Raw genomic sequence first — 20,181 nt, 5'->3', positions numbered from 1 at the left:
ACACAAAGGCAAAAACGGCTTTTCATACTTTCAAAAGATAGTATTTCCATCTTCATGGACATGCGTTTTCTGGAAAGCTTCATCATGGTCGCAGATTGCGGCTCGATCGCCGAGGCGGCGCGACGGCTGAACATGACCCCCGCAGCCCTGGCCCAACGCCTGCGGGCCCTGGAAAGCGAACTGGGTCATGTTCTGGTCAGTCGCAATGGTCGTGCCGTCCAGCCCACCGCCGAGGGGTTGGCGATCCTGGACCAGGCTCGGACTCTGGTGCAGGGGACGCGCGATCTTCGGGCGCTGGCGGCCAATGGCGTGCCGGCCGGGCAATTGCGACTGGGCGCAACCGCGACCTCGCTGACCGGCCTGATGCCGAGCATTCTGACGCGGCTCAGCGCCGAGCATCCCGCGATCGAATATTTCGTCCAGCCCGGTTCCTCGGTCGACCTGTATCACCGCGTGGTCGACGGCCAGCTCGACGCGGCGATCATCGTGCAGCCGCAATTTGCCATTCCGAAGGCGACCGACTGGCTGACCATTCGCAACGAGCCGCTGGTGTTCATCGCTTCGGAGCGCGCACCGGAACTAGAGCCGCATGCCCTGCTGCGGCAATGCCGCTTCATCCGCTATGACCGCAATCAGTGGGGCGGGCAGATCGTCGACCGCTACCTGATCGAGAACGGGCTGGTGGTGCAGGAATGGCTGGAGCTTGATGCGCTGGACGCGATCGCGGCGCATGTCGACTGCGATCTCGGCGTTTCGATCGTCCCCGACTGGGCACCGCCCTGGCCGGCCGGGCTTCGGTTGCGCAAGCTGCCACTGGAATTCCGGGACACGCGCAGGACCGGGGTGATCTGGCGTCGGTCCGGCCCTCGCGCGCCCGCGATCACCGCTTTTGTCAAGGCTTGCGCCGAGGGCATTCGCCCGCTCTAGGTATGCGCAAGTTCATTCCCTAACAGGTCGCTGAATGAGTCGGCGCGCTGGAACGTTTTCCTGTCGGATGGACCGGCGGCCTTGCGCGTCTGCCCGTTTCTACGAGAGGCATGGGCGCCGGGTGCCAGTTTTCGGCTTCATGCCGCCAGCAGCCTGGGCAGTCGGGCCAGGTTATTGGTGACCATCGTTAAGATGAAGCGGGATCGCACCCGTTCGATGCCGCGATAGACGGGCTGGGTCATGCCGCCGACGGTCTTGGCCCAGCCGAAAGCCTCCTCAATGCGCTTGCGGTGTTTCTGGGACAGGGCATGGCTCTCATGCCGGGTGGTGCGGCCGTCGACCGCTGAATGTCGCGCTCTCTGCGCGACATGCGGCGTGACGCAGGCCCGGCGCGGGTCGGTGACAAACCCGGTCGCATCATATCCTTGTCTGCCCCAAGCGTCAGCTGTCGGGTCGATTCGGGGGGGTGCCGTGGGCTCGCCGTTCAGCACAGTCGTCGGCCTCGGTCAGGCTGACCGCGTCAGGCCGTGCGTTCTATAATTGACGATAGATCCGGGCCGTATCCGCCTCGAAATGCTGCAATTCTTCGTGTCGACGGGCCTCGGACCAGCCAAGGCTGGCGGCGGCGATATGCGACAATTCCTCGGCCCGGTCGCGGCCCAGATCGGGCCCCAGCCCGTCCGGCAAACGCCGGCGGATCAAGTCCGAAAGACGCACCACATGTTCCCGCGCCGCCATCTGGCCGATGCCCTCGTCGCGGCTTTCCGGCGCCGGGATGGTCCCGGTCGGGGCGGGGCCGCGCTTGCCGAGGCGCTTCTCGACACGGCGTGCCACCTTCCGCGCCGCGTGACGATGCAGCATGATGGTCGAGCCGGTGACGGCCAGCAGGCCGGGGCGGGCGGGATCCTCGGCCACTTCGACCGGCAGGCTGGTGGTGCGGCCGTCGCGCGACGAGGTCGGCCGTACCCCGCACCAGCAATGCAGCACATCGGCGCGGGTCAGCCGCAGAGTGGGAAACAGGTTGTTGGCCTCGGCCAGGATATAGGCGATCTCGGCATCCTCGACGCGGATGTCGTCGGGATTGCCGGTGACCTCGGTCTCGGTCGGGCCGATGAAATGGAAATCGCGCCAGGGGAAGACGTAATAGGGCTCGCCCTTGCTGGAAAACGCCTCCAGGCCCTGACCGCGGAACGCCTCGGGCAGACGTACCATGACGTTGACGCCCTTGATGCCGATCACCCGGCGCCTGCCGGATTCGCCGCCGCCGCCCGGCACCCGGTCGATCCAGGGGCCGGCGGCATTCACCACCAGGCGGGCACGGACCTGCGCCCGGCCCTGCATCCCGGGGGCGCGCTCGTCCAGGGTGACAAGCCAGCCCTCGCCCTCGGGGCGGATGGCCACGACCTCGGCATAGGTGCGGATGCGGGCGCCGCGCCGCTCGGCATCCAGCGCGGTATCGATGCAGATGCGCTCGGGCCAGGCATACATGTATTCCTCGAACACGCCCACGCCGCGCAGCGGACCGCCCAGGGCGGCGGCCATGGCGCTTTCGCCAGCGGCTTTCGCAGGCGGAAGGCGGCGATAGGCCAGCGGCACCCGCCAGCCGTCCAGCGCCTCGACCAGCCGGAAGCCCAGATCGACCAGCCAGGGCGGATAGCGGTCGCCGTTGCGGAACGGGTAGTGGAAGCGGTGCTTCGTCAGATGGCCGGGCATGTCGTGCACCAGTTCCGCCCGGCAGCGCATGACCTCGCGGGTGTAAAGCAGACGGCGCAGCATGTCGGCGGGGCGGAAAGGCATCTGCCAGAGCGGATAGCGCGCCGCGAGATAGCCGAGCCCGGAATAGAGCATGCGGCTTGAGCGCGACGAGGTGCCGGCGCCGATATCGCCGCGGTCGATCAGCAGCGTGCGAAAGCCGCGGCCGGCCAGTTGCCGGGCGCTGGCGCAGCCGACCGCGCCGGCGCCGATGACGATCACCTCGTATTCCGTCCCGTCGAGCTCGGAAAGCGGCGGCCGGCTCATTCCGCATCCCCCGCGTCCCGCGTCATGTGCCGGGCCTTGTCGGTCGCCGCTTCCAGCGCCGCGACGAGGGCGCGGCTGAAACCTGCCGCCTCGGCCGCCGCGATGCCGGCGGCGGTGGTGCCCCGATAGTCGCGATAGGCGGCCAGCAGCGCCGGCGCATCGGCGATCCGGCCCTGCAGCAGCCGCGCACCGCCGACCACCGCTGCCTCGGCCGAGCGCCAGGCGATGGCTTCCGAGATGCCCTGCGCCCGCATGAACCCGGCCATTGCCACGGCCATCAGCGCCGGATAGGCGGCGCCCGAGCCGGGCAGGGCGGTCATCAGGTCGATCTGCGCCTCGTCCGGCAATTCGTCGGTGGTGCCGATGGCGGAAAGCAGCCGCCGCACCGTATCGCGGTTGGCCTCGTCCACGCCCTCGGCGGCCCAGAACGGCGAATAAGAGGCGCCGATCTCGGCCGCCGCATTCGGCATCGCCCGCACGATCCGGCCGCCGCAGCGCGCCAGCTCTGGCGCCCCGACTCCGGCCATGAAGGACAGGACCAGCCGCCCCTCGGCCCGCAGCGCCAGGCCCGGCCAGTCCTCGGGACGCACCGAAACCACCACCACGTCGCTTTGCGCCACCAGATCGGCGGCGTCCCGCGCCCAGGCGATATCGGCATGGCCGTGATAGTCGGGCCGCGGTCCGCTGCGGTTCAGCAGCACCAGATCGCCCGGCCGGGCGATGCCGCGCGACAAAAGCCCGGCACCAAGCGCCGAGCCCAGCCAGCCCGTGGCGCCAATGATGCCGATCCTCATGCAGCGGCTCCGGTGCCGGTATAGGCGTCGATGGCGTTGCGGAAGGGCAGCAGGCCCAGCAGTCTGCCATCGGGGGACTCGACGCGCATGGCCTGAAGCCCGCCGGCGGCCATCTGCTGCAGCGCATCGGCGATGGTGGCATCCGCGGCGATGCTGGCCTGGGGCAGGTTGTCGGCGCCGTGCGGGCTGACCATGACCGCGCCGACCTTCAGCACCCGGCCGCGGTCGACATGCTGGACGAAATTCGCCACGTAATCGTCGGCGGGACGCAGCACGATGTCCTGGGCCGAGCCCTGCTGGATCACGCAGCCGTCGCGCAACAGCGCGATGCGGTCGCCGATGCGCAGCGCCTCGTCGAGATCGTGGGTGATGAAGACGATGGTCTTCTTCACCTCCTGCTGCAGGTCCAGAAGCACCGTCTGCATGTCGTAGCGGATCAGCGGGTCGAGGGCCGAATAGGCCTCGTCCATCAGCAGGATCGGCGCGTCATTGGCCAAGGCCCGCGCCAGCCCCACCCGCTGCTGCATGCCGCCTGAAAGCTGGCTCGGGTAGCTTTTCTCGAAGCCCTTCAGGCCGACGCGCTCGATCCAGCGCATGGCGGTGCGATAGCGCTCGGCCTCGGAGAGGCCCTGCACCTCGAGCCCGTAGGCGGCATTGTCCAGAACGGTGCGATGCGGCAGCAGCGCGAATTTCTGGAACACCATCGCCGTCTTGTGGCGGCGGAACTCGCGCAGCGCCTCGGGCGACATGGCGACGACGTTCTGGCCCTCGATGACGATCTCGCCCGCCGTGGGCTCGATCAGCCGGTTGATGTGGCGGATCAGCGTCGACTTGCCCGAGCCGGACAGGCCCATGATGACCTGGATGCTGCCGGCCGGCACCTGGATGTTGATGTCGCGCAGGCCCAGAACATGGCCGTGGCGCGCCTGCAGCTCGGCCTTGGTCATGCCGGCGCGCACCGCCTCGACATAGGCGTCGGGATTGGGGCCGAAGATCTTGTAGAGGTTGCGGATCTCGATGCCGATGGGATCAGGCATGGCTGGCCTCGCGATGTTTCTGCAGCCGCTTGCCCCAGGCCTGGCTGACGCGGTCGAACAGGATGGCGATGCCGACGATGGCGAAGCCGTTGAACAGCCCCAGGGTGAAATACTGGTTCGAGATGGCGCGCAGCACCGGCTGGCCCAGCCCCTGCACCCCGATCATCGAGGCGATCACCACCATGGCCAGCGCCATCATGATGGTCTGGTTGATGCCCGCCATGATGGTGGGCAGCGCCAGTGGCAGCTCGGCCTTGACCAGCTTCTGCCAGGCCGAGGAGCCGAAGGCGTCGGCCGCTTCCAGCACCTCGCGGTCGACCTGACGGATGCCCAGGTTGGTCAGGCGGATCATCGGCGGCAGGGCATAGATCACCACGGCGATCAGCCCCGGCACCCGGCCGATGCCCAGCAGCATCACCACCGGGATCAGGTAGACGAAGCTCGGCATGGTCTGCATCACGTCGAGGATCGGGTTCAGCACCGACTGCACCCGTTCGGAGCGCGCCATAAGGATGCCCAGCGGCAGACCGACGGCGATCGAAAGCAGCGTCGCGGCCAGGATCATCGACACGGTCTTCATGGTGTCGTCCCACATGCCGAACATGCCGATCAGCACCAGGGTCACCACGCTGCCGATCACCACGCGCAGGCTGCGGCTGGCCCCCCAGGCCAGGGCGGCGACGATCAGCAGGATGATGGGCCAGGGCGCGTTGGTCAGCAGCCGCTCGGACCAGATCAGGAAGGACTGCAGCGGGCTGAAGAAGCCCTCGATCATGTCGCCGTAGCTGCGGGTGAAATTGCGGAAACCTTCGTCAATGACCCGCTTGAGGTCGCGAAGATGGCCGTCGTCGATCTGGGGGAATGAGGTAAACCAGGACATGGCGTTGCCGTCCGCCTCTCTTTGCTGGGAGGAAAGGGGCGGGCGGCCCGGAAACCGCCCGCACGGGTCGCGATCAGAGCGCGGCCTTGATCTTTTCCGCCGCCTCGGGCGAGACCCATTGCGTCCACATCTCCTCGTGGGTGCGCAGGAACTCGCGGGCGCCTTCCTCGCCGATGGCCTGGTTGTCGGTCATCCAGGCCATCATCTTGTTGACCGTGCCGTTGTCCCAGCTGCGCTTGGACAGATAGTCGATCACCCCCGGATCGGCCGCGTCGGCGAATTCCTTCGAGACCAGGGTGAAGACGTTGTCGACCGGGAAGGCGTTCGGCTTGGGGTCGGCGCAATCCGCGACCGAGGTGCAGCGCTTCCATTCCGCCATGTCGTTTTCCATGCCGAAATCGACCGGCACCATGTCGTACTTGCCCAGAAGCGAGGTCGGCGCCCAGTAGAAGCCCAGCCAGGGCGCCTTCTGCTCGTAGGCCTTGGCGATCGAGCCGTCGAGCCCGGCGGCCGAGCCGGTATCGACCAGGCTGAAGCCATGGCCCTCGATGTCGAAGGCTTTCGCAAGCTGGGTGGTGACGACCGTGCCGCCCCAGCCGGCCGGGCCGTTATAGACCGCGCCCTTGCCCGGATCCTCGGGGGCCGGGAACAGCTCGGGATGGGCCAGGATCTCCTCGATCTTGTTCAGGTTCGGATGTTCGTCCAGCATGTAGCGCGGGATGAACCAGCCCTGCTGGCCGCCATCCGACAGCGAGCGGGCAAGCTCGACGATCTTGCCGTCCTTGAGCCCCGACGCGACGAGCTCGGGCATCAGGTCCACCCAGGCCTCGGGGATGACCTCGGGTTCGCCCTTCTCGACCAGCGAGGTGATGCTGGGCACGGTGTCGCCGACGACGATCTCGGCGTCGCAGCCATAGCCTTCGTTGAGGATGAACTGGTCGAGGCTGGCCATCAGCTCGGCGCTCTGCCAGTTCATGCTGGCGATGGTCAGGTTGCTGCAATCGGCCGAGGCGGTGCCGGCCAGCGCCATCAGAGCCAGGGCAGAGGCGGAAAGATAGGATCGTTTCATGATGTCATTTCCCTGTCGCGACATTGATCACCGCCGCCCGGCCCGTCGCAGAAAACCGGGTGGCTGATTGGGTCAGGATGGGTCTCCTGCCGGCTTTCGTCCCGGGAAGCGGCCACGCAGGGCGGCCGCCTGCAGGGCAATTCGGATCCTGGGCAGGATCCGCCGGCGGTCGGGTGCCGCCGATGTGCCATCCTTCCAGCCGGCCCGGCGGCGGGATGCAAGGATAACGGCATTTTGTGCAAGAATCGCGCCATCGGTCGTGCAGGGGCCGGTCGGGCAGGGCGGGCGAGGGGACACGGCCCGGGGATCGTCGCGATCCTGCCCCGGATGCAGGGGATGCCGCCTGGCATGGCGCCGCTCATGACGGGGCTTTCGCCATGCTTCTGACGCGGGCGTCGAAGCGGGCGATCTCGCGCGGCTCGGCGGCCTGGCCGGTATAGATCTCGACATAGGTGGGGATGCGCGCCAGCCGCGTCTCCAGCCTCTCCTGCGCCCGCATCGAGATATAGCCGATCTGCGTCAGATAGATGGTGCGGGCGCGGACATCGGCCTCGTGCTCGGGAAGGCCCCAGTGCATCAGCATGTCGCGCAGCGCCGACAGCCGCGCCTCGTCCGCGGCCTCGATGCGCGCGGCGACGCGGGCGTCCTGCAGCGCCCAACTGCGCACCGCGAATTCCAGCCGCGCGTCGAAAGCCCCGGACAGGAAGCAGGCGAGCACGTTCAGCATCGCTTCGGCCCGCGATTCGGCATATTCGCGGGTCGCCGCGACCATCGGCTCGGTGGTCTTTTCCGCCCAGCCGTCGATCAGCGCGGTCAGCAGCGCCTCGCGGTCCGCGAAGAACCAGTAGAAGCTGGTGCGCGACAGGTTCAGCTGCCGGGCCAGGGGCAGGATCTTCACCGCGTCGACGCCGCTGTCGATCAGCGCCTGGTAGCCAGCTTCCAGCCAGCCCTCGCGCGAGCCGCGCCATCCGGTCTCGGGAACAACAGGGTTTTCCATGACTTCTGCATAGCCGCCGCAACGATTCGCCTCAAGCAAAATGTCCATGAGTGCATACCAAAGGATCACTCATGATTTTTTAATTGACACAAGTGAACATTTCATTGCCTTCTTGGGGCAACGACTCCCACCCCTCACAGGCAGAGCCATGTCGAACGATCCCCTTTTGCAGCCCTATCAGCTGAAGCACCTGACGCTCCGCAACCGGATCATGATCACCAGCCACGAGCCGGCCTATCCCGAGGACGGCATGCCCAAGGACCGCTACCGCGCCTATCACGTCGAGCGCGCCAAGGCCGGGGTGGCGCTGACCATGACGGCGGGCTCGGCCTCGGTCTCGCGCGACAGCCCGCCGGTCTTCAACAACATTCTGGCCTGGAAGGACGAGGTGGTCGGCTGGATGAAGCAGCTGACCGACGAATGCCACGACCATGGCTGCGCGGTGATGATCCAGCTGACCCACCTGGGCCGCCGCACCCGCTGGGACAAGGCCGACTGGCTGCCCGTCGTCTCGCCCAGCCACGAACGCGAGGCGGCGCACCGCTCCTTTCCGAAGAAGATGGAAGACTGGGATATCGACCGCATCATCGGCGACTATGTCGATGCGGCCGAACGCATGAAGGCGGCGGGGCTCGACGGGCTGGAGCTGCAAGCCTACGGCCACCTGATGGACCAGTTCTGGTCGCCGCTGACCAATGACCTCGACGGCCCCTATGGCGGCAGCCTCGACAACCGGCTGCGCTTCACCTTCGACATTCTGCGCGGCATCCGCGAACGCTGCGGCGAGAATTTCATCCTGGGCGTGCGCTATACCGGCGACGAGGATCTGCCGGGCGGGCTGACCGCCGAGGAGGGTCTGGCGATCTCGCAAAAGCTCAAGGACAGCGGACTGGTCGACTTCCTGAACGTGGTCAAGGGCCATATCGACACCGATGCCGGGCTGACCGATGTGATCCCGGTGCAGGGGATGCGCAACGCCCCGCATCTGGAATTCGCCGGCCAGATCAGGAAGGCTACGGGCTTTCCGACCTTCCACGCCGCCAAGATCCCCGACGTGCCGACCGCGCGCCACGCCATCGCGGCGGGACTGCTGGACATGGTCGGCATGACGCGGGCGCATATGGCCGACCCGCATCTGGTCCGCAAGGTCGTCGAGGGGCGCGAGGACGACATCCGTCCCTGCGTCGGCGCGAACTACTGCCTCGACCGCATCTATCAGGGCGGCATGGCCTTCTGCCTGCACAATGCCGCCACCGGCCGCGAAGAGACCATGCCGCAGACCATCCCGCCCGCCCCGGCGAAACAGCGCATCACCATCGTCGGCGCCGGTCCCGCCGGCATGGAGGCCGCCCGCGTCGCCGCCGAGCGCGGCCATGACGTCACGGTCTTCGAGGCCGCCGACCAGCCCGGCGGCCAGATCCGCCTGACCGCCCTGGACGAACGCCGGCGCGAGATGATCTCGATCATCGCCTGGCGCATGGCGCAATGCGAGAAGCACGGCGTGACGTTCAACTTCAACACCTTCGCCGATGCGGCCGACGTGCTGGCCACCGATCCCGACGCGGTGATCGTCGCCACTGGCGGTCTGCCGCATGTCGAGGTTCTGGAACAGGGCAACGAACTGGTTGCCTCGGCCTGGGATATCCTGTCGGGCGACGTGAAGCCGGGCCAGAACGTGCTGATCTTCGACGATGCCGGCGATCACGCGGGGCTGCAGGCCGCCGACCTGATCTCGGCCGCCGGCGCCAGGGTCGAGATCGTCACCCCCGACCGCAGCTTCTCGCCCGAGGTGATGGCGATGAACTTGGTGCCCTATATGCGTAACCTGCAAAAGCGCGACACCACCTTCACCGTGACCTGGCGGCTCAGGTCGGTGACGAGCGAGGGCAACCAGCTGCGCGCCACGCTCGGCAGCGATTACGGCGCCTTCACCCGCGAGCGCATCGTGGACCAGGTGGTGGTCAACCATGGCACCCGGCCGCTGGACGAGCTGTATTTCGCGTTGAAGCCGCTGTCCTCGAACCTGGGCGAGGTGGATTACGAGGCGCTGACCGCCGGCGGGCCGCAAGAGGTCCGCAAGAACCCCGAGGGCAGGTTCCGCCTCTACCGCATCGGCGATGCGGTGGCCGCCCGCAATACCCATGCCGCGATCTACGACGCGCTGCGGCTGGTCAAAGATTTGTAACGCATCCCGGCACGCGGCGAGAACCCGCGCGCCGGCCGGATCCGAAAGGTGAACCCAAATGCCGCGACCGCAACCCTTGCAGGATTTCCTCGATGTCGCCTTGCCCGCCATGCGGGCGCGGGCCCATGATGGCAACTCCCCGGCCTCGCTTCAGGCCATATCGGAGGCGGTGCTTGCGGTGGGGCAAACGGGCGCCGGGCCGGCAAGCCTGCCGGTGGTGGATGCGCTGCTCGACCGGGCGCTGGCGCGCGAGATGGACTATGGGGATCTGGCCGAGCTCCTGCAGGCGGTGCGTGCCCTGGCGCCGCTGCTGTGCTGGCGCCGCCGGACCGGCGATGCCGGCGCCAGCGCGAATTTCGCCGAAAACCATGCCAATGCCATGCTGCTGGGCCCCGGCGGCATCGAGGAGCGCCGCGACCTCTGGATCGGCCTCAGCCTGATCGCGCCGCAGATCCGCTATCCCGACCACCAGCACGCGCCCGAGGAAACCTATCTGGTCCTGTCGCCCGGCAGCTTCCGCAAACCCGGCCGCGACTGGTTCCAGCCCGGCATCGGCGGCAGCTTCTTCGTGCCCCCGAACGCGGTCCACGCCATGCGCGCCGAGGAGGAACCGCTGTTTGCCCTCTGGGCGTTGCGGGTCTGATCCTCACCGTTTTCCAAATACCCCGGGGGTGTGGGGGCAGAGCCCCCTCCGCCCGCACAAGCGACCGGCAACCGGGCGGCAAGGCTTGGCCCGGCGCTATCCTGATCTGCCCTTGCTCAGCGCGAAACCGCCAAGCTTCTGTCGCTGCGCCGCCGCACCGACCTCCCGATCATCGTACAGCTGATGCCGCGGAAAGCGTTGGCTGAAGATCTCGAAGAATGACCGCCTGACCCAGACTGGCGGCATTGCGACATCTGCCTGGCGGCCGGCTATGCCGTCAGCCTGCAGGAAACCACTGCCAAAGCCATGTCCGCGCCCGGATATGCCCGGGCTCGGCGCCACCCCGCGGCTCGACGACATGCTGCTCGACGTGCTGAGCGAGCCCATCGCGACCTGTCGGCGCCGATGGGCCGGGCGCGAGATCGGGGCACCGCTCCGCAGTCTGCCGTTGCAGGAATCCCTTGACAGAATCGATGCAGGGCAGCAGATATCGAATATCGTATACGAATATACGAGTCATAACGAACGGCCGGCCTGCCAAGACCAACCGTTTCACCCAGCGGGGCAGGCATGACGCGGCACGCTGCCCTGAAACAACGCCGCAAACAGGGAGGGAAGAATGCCAAGACTGCTCGCTTCGACGGTCTTTGCCGCCGGGCTTTTCGGCGGCGCCTGCTTGGCCACCGCGCAGGATTGCGGCAATGTCACGCTGGCGCTGCATAACGTGCAAAGCGCCGAGCTGCTGACCTACGTCGACAAGTTCATCCTCGAGAACGGCTACGGCTGCAGCACCGAGACCGTTCCCGGCGATACCGTGCCCTCGACCACCTCGATGGTCGAGAAAGGCTCGCCCGACATTTCCTCGGAAACCTGGGTGGATCTGCTGCCCGAGATCGTGCCGCGCGGGCTCGAGGACGGCAAGATCGTCTATGGCGCGCCGGCGCTGCCGGACGGCGGCATCCAAGGCTGGTGGATCCCGAAATACCTGGCCGACGCGCATCCCGAGATCAAGACCGTCGAGGATGCCCTGGCACATCCCGAGCTTTTCCCTGACCCGGAAGACCCCGGCCGCGGCGTGATTTTCAACGGCGCCGAAGGCTGGGGCGCCACGGTGGTCACGGCACAGCTTTTCAAGGCCTATGAAGGGGAACAGAAGGGGTTCAACCTGATGCGCCCCGGATCGGCCGCCGGACTGGACGGCGCGATCGCCCGGGCCTATGAGCGGCAGGAAGGCTTCATCACCTATTACTGGGCGCCGACCGCGCTTCTGGGCAAATACCAGCTGGTGCTGCTGAAACCGGCGGTCAAGCACGATCCGGTCGAATGGAAACGCTGCATCACCGATCTGGATTGCGCCGATCCCAAGGTCACCGGCTGGCCCATCGACACGGTGATGACAGTGCTGACCAAGGATTTCGCCGACCGGGCCAGCCCCGCGATCCTGGACTATTTCAACACCCGCGGCTGGAGCAATGACACCGTGGCCAGGCTGATGGCCTGGCAGGGCGACAACCAGGCCATGGGCGAGGAAGGCGCCATCCATTTCCTTGAGGAGAACAAGGATATCTGGACCAAATGGCTGCCCGCCGAGGTGGCCGCGAAGGTCGAGGCCGCCCTCTAGATCGGTCGCCGGCGGCTGGACAGGCCGGCACGGCTGACGCACCCTGCGCTTCGCCCGATCCCTGGCGGGCGAAGCATCGACCCTTCCCCCAATCTTCGCCTCAGGAGAAACCCGTATGGCGTTCAAGCGAATGATCCATGCCGTCGATACCCATGCCGGAACGCCGATGCGGGTGATCACCGGCGGCGTTCCGCATATTCCCGGCGGCTCGGTCTACGAGAAGATGAAATGGCTGGAAGCCAATGACGACCAGCTGCGCAAGCTGATGCTGCGCGAGCCGCGCGGCTATGCGGCGCATTGCTGCAACATCATCGTGCCGCCCTCGCATCCCGAGGCCGATGCCGGCTATGTGATCATGGAGCAGGTCGAATATCCGGTCATGTCCGGCGGCAACACCATCTCGGTCGCCACGGTCCTGCTGGAGATGGGGTTGCTGCCCATGCAGGAACCGGTCACCGAACTGGTGCTCGAGGCGCCGGCGGGGCTGATCCGGATCCGCGCCGAATGCCGCAACGGCAAGGTCAAAAGCGTGACCTTCCGCAACGTGCCGGCTTTCGCCACCCATCTGGATGCCGAGATCGAGGTGCCGCATCTGGGCCGCGTCCGCGTCGATATCGGCTGGGGCGGCATGTTCTATGCCATCGCCGATGTCCGGCAATTCCCGGGCCTGCAGCTGATCCCCGAGCATGGCCGGGAAATCGCCCGCATCTCCTCGATGATCCGGCAGGCGGCGATCGAGCAATTGGCGGTCGAGCATCCCGATTATCCGGGCGTGGGCATCACCATCTCGCAACTGTCCGGGCCGACCGACGACCCGCAGGCGGACTGGAAGAACGCGGTCACCATGGCCTCGGGCGAATTTTCCTGGGACAATCCGGCGACCTGGACCGGGGCGCTGGATCGCTGCCCCTGTGGCACCGGCACCTGCGCCAAGATGGCGGTGCTGCATGCCAAGGGCGAGCTGCCGCTGGGCCAGAGCTTCCGGCACCAGAGCATTCTTGGCAATGTCTATACCGGGCGGCTGATCGAGGAGACCGAGATCGCCGGCCGCCGCGCCGTGGTGCCGGAAATCTCGGGCACCAGCTGGATCCATGGGCTGAACACGCTGGTGCTGGACCATGACGATCCGTTCCCGGAAGGCTTCACCGTCGGCGATACCTGGGCGTGACGCCGTTCCGGCGCCGACCGTTCGGTCGCGGGTGTCCCGTCGGGCCGGGGTCGGCCCCGGCCCGTATGAGGAAACCGCGCGGCGGCCCCGCCAGCCCCCGCCGGCCCCCGCCGCTCGCTGCGACGGGTCTGACGGCGCGGCGACCGCTCAGCGCGCCAGAAGCTCGTCGGTGCCGACGACCTCGCCATAAAGGAAGGCCAGCCCGGCCATGAAGGCGGCATGGACCTGCGCGGCGGGGGTGGTCACGCCGTTGAACTCCAGATCGCGGGTGGCGCAGGCGTCGTGGACGGTCACCGTCCGGTAGCCCAGGTCGTTGGCAGCCCGGGTGGTGGCATCCACGCACATATGGCTCATGGCGCCGACCACCACCACCTCCTCGACGCCCTGTTGCGTCAGAAGCGCGTCCAGCCCGGTCTCGCGGAAGGAATTGGCGAAGTTCTTGGTGATCACCGGCTCATCGGCCTGGGGCAGGACGGCTTCGTTGATCTGCGCGCCGTCGCTGCCCGGCACGAAGATCGGCCCGCCCGGCATCTCGTGGCGGATGTTCACCACCAGATCGCCGTTTTCGCGGCCATGACGGATGACCCGGGCGGCATTGGCGGCCGCGGCCTCGATCCCGACCAGAGAGAAATTGCCCCTGGGCCAGTATTCGTTCTGCAAATCGACGACAAGAATGGCGCGCTTCGACATGGTCTGTCCTTTCGGTGCTTGTTGCCCCGGCAGCATGGCGTTGGGCGTCCGGTTCCGGCTACTGTCGAAACCGACAGAATCAGGGGTGATCCGGACAATGGCCCAGGCAAGGATCGGCATCCTGCTTTATCCCGGCATGCAGCTTTCGGCGGTGCTGGGGTTGACCGACCTGTTCGGGATCGCCGCCCGCTCGGCGCGGCAGGGCGAGGGCCTGCGCGTGCTGCACCTGCGCGCCGAAGGGGCCGCCGCGCCGCAACCGGTCTTCGACAGCGACCCGCAGCAGGCGCAGGAGGCGCGCTGCGACGTGCTGATCCTGCCACCCTCGCTGGAGCCGCCGATCGGCGCCGAGACCGCCGCGCCGCTGGCCGGCTGGCTGCGCGAGTGCCATGCCGGGGGCACGGTGCTGGCCTCGGTCTGCGCCGGCGCCTTCCTGCTGGCCGAGACCGGGCTGCTGGACGGCCGCGCCGTGACCACGCATTGGACCTATGCGCAGGTTTTGCAGGACCGTTTCCCGCGGGTGCGGGTGGACAGCGACCGGCTGATCATCGACGGCGGCGACATCGTTTCGGCCGGCGGGCTGATGTCCTGGACCGACCTGGGCCTGAAGCTGGTCGACCGCTTCCTGGGGCCGGTGGCGATGACCGAAACCGCGCGGATGCTGCTGGTCGATCTGCCGGGGCGCGAGCAGCGCTATTACAGCGGTTTCGTGCCGCGGCTGAGCCACGGCGATGCCGCGATCCTGAAGGCGCAGCATTTCCTGCAGGCGCAAGAGGGCCGCGAGACGCGGCTTTCCGTCCTGGCCGGGCAGGCGGGGCTGGAGGAGCGCACCTTCCTGCGCCGTTTCCAGAAGGCGACCGGGCTGACGACGACCGATTACGCCCAACGGCTGCGGGTGGCGAAGGCGCAGGAACTGCTGCAATTCGGCCAGCAACCGGTCGAGCGCATCGCCTGGGAGGTCGGCTATTCCGACCCCGGCGCCTTTCGCAAGGTGTTCCTGCGCATCGTCGGCCTGCCGCCGGGCGAATATCGGCAGCGCTTCCACGCCTGAGCCGGCGGACCGCCACCCCGCGCCTCTAAAGGATGGTCGCCAGTCCGCGTTTCCTTGGCTCTGGCTCGCTTTCCAGGATGGCAGCGGGCGCGGCGCTGCTGGCATAGACCCGGGCCGCATTGCCCAGCAGCGAGCCGGCGATCAGCCAAGTGATCGGCGTCAGCGTGGCATTGGGGATCAGGTCGATGACGTTCATCGCCACCGCCACCGCCATGGCGCCCAGCAGCGCATATTCCGAAACGGGGCCGGATCGGTGTTTCGACATCGCGCGATACAGCAGGAAGACCGGCGCCGCCAGCAGCAGGAAGACCGCCAGATAACCGAGCATGCCGCGCGAACCCAGATAGATCACCCACAGCCCGTCCGGAATCGCCATCAGATCGCCGTCATAGGGATCGACGATCAGCGAGCGCCCCGAGCCGCCCCAGCCCAGCAGCGGCTTTTCCATGGCGCGCTCCAGCAGCCGCTCCTCGTTCATCAGGCGGAACTCGAGCGAGCGGGCGCGCTCGGGCGAGGCGCTCATCGCCAGGTCGACGATGCCCTGCAGCGGCATGAAGGGCGATGAGCGCAGCACCGGGTAAAGCGTCGCCACCGAAACCGCGACCGCCGCGACCAGCACCACCCGCCGGGGCGAGTAGAGCGCGATCAGCGGGATGAAGATGGCCGAAAGGATCAGCGCCCCGGCGGATTTGCAGATGAACAGCGCAAAGGCCAGGTAGCCGACGATCAGCTTTGCGCGCCGCGTCCTTTCCGACCGGGCCAGCCCGACGGCGAAGGCGAAGGCGACGGCGGTGATCGAGGCCACCCAGAGCGGATGCTCCAGGAAGACGATCGGCCGGTAGCCGCCATAGCGGATGGTCTGGATGAAATCGTGCTGGAAATAGCCGTAGACCCAGACGTTAATCTGCGGGCTCATGCGGATCTCGATCAGCATGGGGATGGAATACCACAGCATCGCCAGCACGATATAGCGGCAGAGCAGTCGCGCCCCCCGGAAATCGTGCAGATAGCGATAGCCGAGCAGCAGCGGCAGGACCTGGAAAAAGGCCCGGAACATCTCTTTCACGCCGCTGGCGACGGTCAGGCCGGGCCGGAAGGTGTTCCCTTCGATCAGGACATCGCCATTGAGCAGGTCGGTCAACAGCGGCGTGAAGATGAAGATCGCCAGCAGCGTCTTGATCAGCGGGCCCATCGACGGGGCTTCGGGAAATGGATCGCTGCCCTGCCGGCTGGCCAGCAGGATCGCCGCCACCACGGTCGGCGTGGTGTGCTTGTCGAAGCCGGGAATCCCGGGAATGAAGAAGGTGATCAGCGGCGGCAGGACCAGATAGCCGGCCACCAGCGACAGGATCAGCGCCTGTTGCCGGTCGTATCGGGTGAACATCCACATCATCACGACGGGCCATATCAGCAGCACGAAGACGGCCATGCTACCGATCCGTCCTGACCCGGGGTGATGCGCGCACGGGGAGGGGCTCCAGTTTCGATGCGGGACGCGGTGACTCGAGTTCTAGTCCATAATCGCCGGATTGCAACGTGCGCTTGCGGGGCTTTTTAGCGGCAAGCGCCCAGCCCGTCCCGGCCATACCTGCCGCAAGGGACAGGTCGCGCCGCCGGCAGATCGCTTGAACCTGGCGGGGGGCCGGCATAATCTGGCCCTGCTTTCCCGCGGACCGAGTGGGGATATGCATGAGGCCCATCGTTTCCAATGATCTTGTTGCGCGTATGAACCACTGGACCCTGATCGTTACCGCCGCCGGCGCGAATGTGGCGCTGAACCTGTTGCTGAAGAAGGGCGGCCAGCATCTCGACACCAGCAATGTCGGTGCGCTGGTGCTGTCGATCCTCGGCTCGACCTGGATGTGGATGGCGGTGATCAGCGCCGGCCTGCTGCTGACCGCCTTCGTGGCGGCGATCCGGCTTTATTCGCTGAGCCTGACCTATACCGCCGTCACTGCCCTGGCCATGGTGTCGCTGACGGTGATTGACGCCCTGATCCAGCAGGAGACGATCGGCGTCGGCCGGTCGCTGGGGCTGGGTCTGATCGTTTCGGGCCTGCTGGTCACCGCCTTCGCCACCTCCTCGGCCTGAGAAGGCGGGCGGCGCGTTCAGCGCGCCGCCAGGATGAAGATCCCCAGCATCACCGCGCCGCAGACCAGTCCCACCCGGTCGCGGAAGGTGAAGACGATCGGGTCGTCGGTCATGTGGCCGCGCCGGGTCAGCAGCTGCATGCGGCCCAGCCAGAAGAACAGCACCGGGCAGATCAGCAGCAGCAGGTCCGGGGCATCGAAATGCTCCTGCACCTCGGGATCCTGCGAATAAAGCGCGAAGACCAGCACCGCCGCCTGGGCCGCGCCGATGGACATGGCCTGCAGGATCGGCAGGTCGCCCACCATCATGTTGCGCCCCGCCGTCCTTTCCGAGCCGCGCAGCAGCATGTCCTCGAGTTCCGCCTGGCGCTTGATCGTGGCGAGCGCGAAGAACAGGAACATCGAAAACACCAGCAGCCACGGTGACAGCACGATCCCGGTCGCCGCGCTGCCGGCGACGATCCGCAGCGTATAAAGCGCGGCCAAAGCCAGCACGTCGACCATCATCTTGCGCTTGAGCGAGAAGGAATAGGCCGAGGTCGCCACCAGATAGACCATCAGCGTCCAGAAGAACGGCCCCGGCAGCCACAGCAGCGCCGCCAGCGCCGCGACGGCCAGCAGCCCGCCGGCCAGAAACAGGCCGTTCTTGACGCTGGCCGTGCCGGCGGCGAAGGGCCGGAAGCGCTTTCTGGGATGCTGGCGGTCCGAGGGCAGGTCCACCAGGTCGTTGATGATGTAGATCGCCGATGCGGCAAGGGAAAAGCACAGCATGCCCAGCAGCGCTGCCGGCAGATGGGTCAGGTCGTGCGCGGTCAGGACCGGCAGCAGGACCAGGACGTTCTTGGCCCATTGATGCGGTCGGCAGGCGCGCAGCAGGGCGGGCAGCTCCGAGGCGCTGTCGCCCACGGTCTGCAGCGCCGTGCCCTGTGCCCGCGCCCTTTTCCGGATGCCGGGCGCCACGCGGATGCCATAGGCCTGCCGCGCTGCCGCCCAGACCGGCAGGTCGGCGGCGCTGTCGCCGATGTAGTCGAACCCCCCGGCGCCGAAGCGGCCGACCAGATAATCCGCCTTGGCCTGACCGGACAGATTGCCCGCGACCCCGGGCGAGCCGGTGCCCACCGCGTCGTCGAACAGGCCCAGATGCGCGGCGACCGCGGCGACCTGGCGCTGGTCCGAGGCCGAGATCAGCGCCACGGGGCGACGCTCGGCGCGGGCGGCCGCGATCAGCGCCAGCACCTCGTCGTCATAGGGCAGCAGGGCGGGATCCACGGTTCTTCGCCCGGCCAGTTCCTGCTTGAATCCTGTCTTGCCCGAGGCCAGCCAGGCGGGCAGGCCAAGCATGGCCGCCGGGCTGGAGGCCAGCAGCCCGACCAGCGCCTCGTGCATGGTGTCGGACCGGCACAAGGTCCGGTCAAGGTCGACGATCAGCGGAACGGCGGCGGCCTGGGCGGCGTGGGGTTCCTGGACCCCCGGCGGGAAAGCCTGCGCATCTAGGGCGGACATGGGTGACAATCCATTTCTGTTCAAAGGTCTGAACGCGCCGCAGCGCGGATCGGTGCCGGCGAAAGGCGCCGGAGGGGCAGGGCGGCGAGGCGGAGCCCCGCGCTCAAGGCGCCGCCTCAAGCCGCCGGTCCCGCTGGGGCACCCGGCAGACGACCAGGTAGAGCGTCAGCAGGGCGCCAAGCGCCACCTCGCGCGAGCGGGCGAATTGCGCCAGGTCGAGGCTTTCCCAGATCCGCTGCGGGAAATAGATCACGAAGACCGTCAGGATGATCGCCGCCATGACCTGCGGCTTGCCGCGGGCGGCGATCAGCAGCGGGAAGGCCATCACCGCCAGCGGCGCCAGGTCATAGTCATGCGCGTAGACGAAAAGCACCGACAGGGCCAGCAACGGCCCGATCAGCCAGACGCCCTGGTAGTGCCTGCGGAAAACGTAAAGCAGCACCGTGCCGACCAGCGCCACCGGCAGGGTCGAGGGGATCAGCACGTCCTGCGTCGCCAGAAGACTGCGCAGCCCGAACACATGCTTGAAGGCCAGGGCGTTGTAGACGCCGTCCTTGTAATCCATCAGCGACCGCACCCAGGCCAGCCACGAGCCATCAAGCCCGTTCACCCAGAGCGGCCAGCCGGACATCGCCACCACGGTCAGCGCGGAGGCGGCGACGAGCTGCCAGCGCCGGTCCAGCAGGAACCAGAAACCGACCAGAAAGACCAGCTGCGGCTTGATGGCGCTGATGCCCAGCAGAATGCCGGCCAGCAGGTCGAGCCGCCGGCTGGCAAGCAACCAGCTGCCCAGCAGGAAGGCGGCGGAAAACAGCGTCGTCTGTCCCATCCAGACCACATGGGCGGTGAACGGGTTGCCGATGATCACCGCCCAGGTGACGATCTCGGCCGCCCGGATCTCCTGCTCGGGGACGCCCGGCGGGTCGAGACGGATGGCATGGTGCACAAAGGCCAGGATGCCCAGGATCGAGGCCAGGTTGATCGAACCGATGATGATCTGCGCCAGCCTGATCGAGCCGACCGAGAGCGACAGCGAGAAGGGCGCGGAATTCGGCGGATAGGCATAGCTGACCGACTGGATGCTCACCATGGAATCCATCTGGCCCTTGAAGGCGACCGGGTCATAGGGTGTCGCCCCGGTCTCCCACATTTCGCCGGAGACGTAGAAATACAGCGCGTCAAAGGAAAAGCTGCTCGTCCCGCGTGCCAGGCCGACATAGCCGAACAGCAACAGGGCGACGATTCCCAGCAGAAGCATCGCCAAGGGGATGGGATGCGACAATCTGAACGAAGACGTCCCGCCGGAAATATGCACTTGTCACCTCACTACCGTACCAACGAGCTACCCGATTCGCAGGATATCTCCAGCGCATCTTTGGCATTTTTGCCGGCGCCGGTCATCTTGTCTAACGGGGCAGATTGTCGGCCATCGGCGGATTCCATGCGGTTGCGCAACGGCGATGTTTCAGGGACACGCTTTCCGCGCCTGCCGGCATCGGAACGGGGCCGG

The 20,181-nt window shown here is 67.1% G+C and carries 17 protein-coding genes and 1 pseudogene; 7 read left to right on the top strand and 11 right to left on the bottom strand.

The features are described from left to right. Positions 1 to 54 precede the first annotated feature (54 nt). Positions 55 to 927 carry a LysR family transcriptional regulator gene (locus NBE95_RS10835; RefSeq protein ID WP_289895467.1) on the top strand — a complete coding sequence of 291 codons (873 nt, stop codon included), beginning with the start codon at positions 55 to 57 and terminating at the stop codon, positions 925 to 927. A 137-nt stretch (positions 928 to 1,064) separates the two neighbouring features. On the opposite strand, the pseudogene NBE95_RS10830 reads toward NBE95_RS10835, so the two are convergent. From NBE95_RS10830 to NBE95_RS10800, 7 genes and pseudogenes are all read right to left on the bottom strand, one after another. Beyond that, positions 1,065 to 1,437 (bottom strand): annotated as a pseudogene (locus NBE95_RS10830) (transposase); the annotation flags it as partial. A gap of 24 nt (positions 1,438 to 1,461) precedes the next feature. Next, positions 1,462 to 2,946 carry an FAD-dependent oxidoreductase gene (locus NBE95_RS10825; RefSeq protein ID WP_289895466.1) on the bottom strand — a complete coding sequence of 495 codons (1,485 nt, stop codon included), beginning with the start codon at positions 2,944 to 2,946 and terminating at the stop codon, positions 1,462 to 1,464. Then, positions 2,943 to 3,740 carry a pyrroline-5-carboxylate reductase dimerization domain-containing protein gene (locus tag NBE95_RS10820; protein ID WP_289895465.1) on the bottom strand — a complete coding sequence of 266 codons (798 nt, stop codon included), beginning with the start codon at positions 3,738 to 3,740 and terminating at the stop codon, positions 2,943 to 2,945. Before NBE95_RS10820 ends, NBE95_RS10825 begins: the two co-directional genes overlap by 4 nt. Further along, complete coding sequence (locus NBE95_RS10815) at positions 3,737 to 4,777, bottom strand: glycine betaine/L-proline ABC transporter ATP-binding protein (RefSeq protein ID WP_289895464.1); 1,041 nt, start codon at positions 4,775 to 4,777, stop codon at positions 3,737 to 3,739. The genes NBE95_RS10820 and NBE95_RS10815 overlap by 4 nt, the downstream gene beginning before the upstream one ends. Next, a complete protein-coding gene (locus NBE95_RS10810; RefSeq protein WP_289895463.1) occupies positions 4,770 to 5,657 on the bottom strand; it encodes a proline/glycine betaine ABC transporter permease in 888 nt (295 codons plus the stop codon). The genes NBE95_RS10815 and NBE95_RS10810 overlap by 8 nt, the downstream gene beginning before the upstream one ends. A 73-nt stretch (positions 5,658 to 5,730) precedes the next feature. Next, a complete protein-coding gene (locus tag NBE95_RS10805) occupies positions 5,731 to 6,726 on the bottom strand; it encodes an ABC transporter substrate-binding protein (protein ID WP_289895462.1) in 996 nt (331 codons plus the stop codon). 358 nt (positions 6,727 to 7,084) lie between these two features. Beyond that, positions 7,085 to 7,723 (bottom strand): TetR/AcrR family transcriptional regulator, encoded by a 639-nt coding sequence (locus NBE95_RS10800; protein WP_289895959.1) that lies wholly within the window; start codon positions 7,721 to 7,723, stop codon positions 7,085 to 7,087. A 148-nt stretch (positions 7,724 to 7,871) separates the two neighbouring features. On the opposite strand from NBE95_RS10800, the gene hpbA reads away from it, so the two are divergent. From hpbA to NBE95_RS10780, 4 genes are all read left to right on the top strand, one after another. Continuing rightward, on the top strand, positions 7,872 to 9,908 hold the full coding sequence (gene hpbA, locus NBE95_RS10795) for an N-methyl-L-proline N-demethylase HpbA (RefSeq protein WP_289895461.1): 2,037 nt from the start codon (positions 7,872 to 7,874) through the stop codon (positions 9,906 to 9,908). A 58-nt stretch (positions 9,909 to 9,966) separates the two neighbouring features. Next, positions 9,967 to 10,551, top strand: a complete 585-nt coding sequence (locus NBE95_RS10790; protein WP_289895460.1) for a dimethylsulfonioproprionate lyase family protein — start codon at positions 9,967 to 9,969, stop codon at positions 10,549 to 10,551. A gap of 619 nt (positions 10,552 to 11,170) precedes the next feature. Further along, positions 11,171 to 12,172: a glycine betaine ABC transporter substrate-binding protein gene (locus tag NBE95_RS10785; RefSeq protein ID WP_289895459.1), complete on the top strand. Its 1,002-nt coding sequence runs from the start codon at positions 11,171 to 11,173 to the stop codon at positions 12,170 to 12,172. A 115-nt stretch (positions 12,173 to 12,287) separates the two neighbouring features. After that, positions 12,288 to 13,340 (top strand): proline racemase family protein, encoded by a 1,053-nt coding sequence (locus NBE95_RS10780; protein WP_289895458.1) that lies wholly within the window; start codon positions 12,288 to 12,290, stop codon positions 13,338 to 13,340. 147 nt (positions 13,341 to 13,487) lie between these two features. On the opposite strand, the gene NBE95_RS10775 is transcribed toward NBE95_RS10780, so the two are convergent. Beyond that, a complete protein-coding gene (locus NBE95_RS10775; protein ID WP_289895457.1) occupies positions 13,488 to 14,030 on the bottom strand; it encodes a cysteine hydrolase family protein in 543 nt (180 codons plus the stop codon). 97 nt (positions 14,031 to 14,127) lie between these two features. Between NBE95_RS10775 and NBE95_RS10770 the strand changes: the two genes are divergently transcribed. Further along, a complete protein-coding gene (locus NBE95_RS10770; RefSeq protein ID WP_289895456.1) occupies positions 14,128 to 15,078 on the top strand; it encodes a helix-turn-helix domain-containing protein in 951 nt (316 codons plus the stop codon). A 25-nt stretch (positions 15,079 to 15,103) separates the two neighbouring features. Here the strand turns inward: NBE95_RS10770 and NBE95_RS10765 are convergent, their stop codons facing one another. Then, positions 15,104 to 16,507 carry a hypothetical protein gene (locus NBE95_RS10765; protein ID WP_289895455.1) on the bottom strand — a complete coding sequence of 468 codons (1,404 nt, stop codon included), beginning with the start codon at positions 16,505 to 16,507 and terminating at the stop codon, positions 15,104 to 15,106. 296 nt (positions 16,508 to 16,803) lie between these two features. Between NBE95_RS10765 and NBE95_RS10760 the strand changes: the two genes are divergently transcribed. Next, positions 16,804 to 17,169: a hypothetical protein gene (locus NBE95_RS10760; RefSeq protein WP_289895454.1), complete on the top strand. Its 366-nt coding sequence runs from the start codon at positions 16,804 to 16,806 to the stop codon at positions 17,167 to 17,169. A gap of 17 nt (positions 17,170 to 17,186) precedes the next feature. Here NBE95_RS10760 and NBE95_RS10755 read toward each other — a convergent pair whose 3' ends face one another. Both NBE95_RS10755 and NBE95_RS10750 read right to left on the bottom strand, forming a co-directional pair. Next, positions 17,187 to 18,671: a UbiA family prenyltransferase gene (locus tag NBE95_RS10755; protein WP_289895453.1), complete on the bottom strand. Its 1,485-nt coding sequence runs from the start codon at positions 18,669 to 18,671 to the stop codon at positions 17,187 to 17,189. A 103-nt stretch (positions 18,672 to 18,774) separates the two neighbouring features. After that, the gene (locus NBE95_RS10750) at positions 18,775 to 19,929 is read right to left on the bottom strand and encodes a glycosyltransferase family 87 protein (RefSeq protein ID WP_289895958.1); all 1,155 of its coding nucleotides are present in this window, start codon (positions 19,927 to 19,929) and stop codon (positions 18,775 to 18,777) included. Positions 19,930 to 20,181 lie beyond the last annotated feature (252 nt).

The organism is Paracoccus sp. TOH (assembly GCF_030388245.1).
Classification (GTDB): domain Bacteria; phylum Pseudomonadota; class Alphaproteobacteria; order Rhodobacterales; family Rhodobacteraceae; genus Paracoccus; species Paracoccus simplex.
Note: the sequence above shows the minus strand (reverse complement) of the source record. Positions and strands in the feature narration are given on the sequence as shown.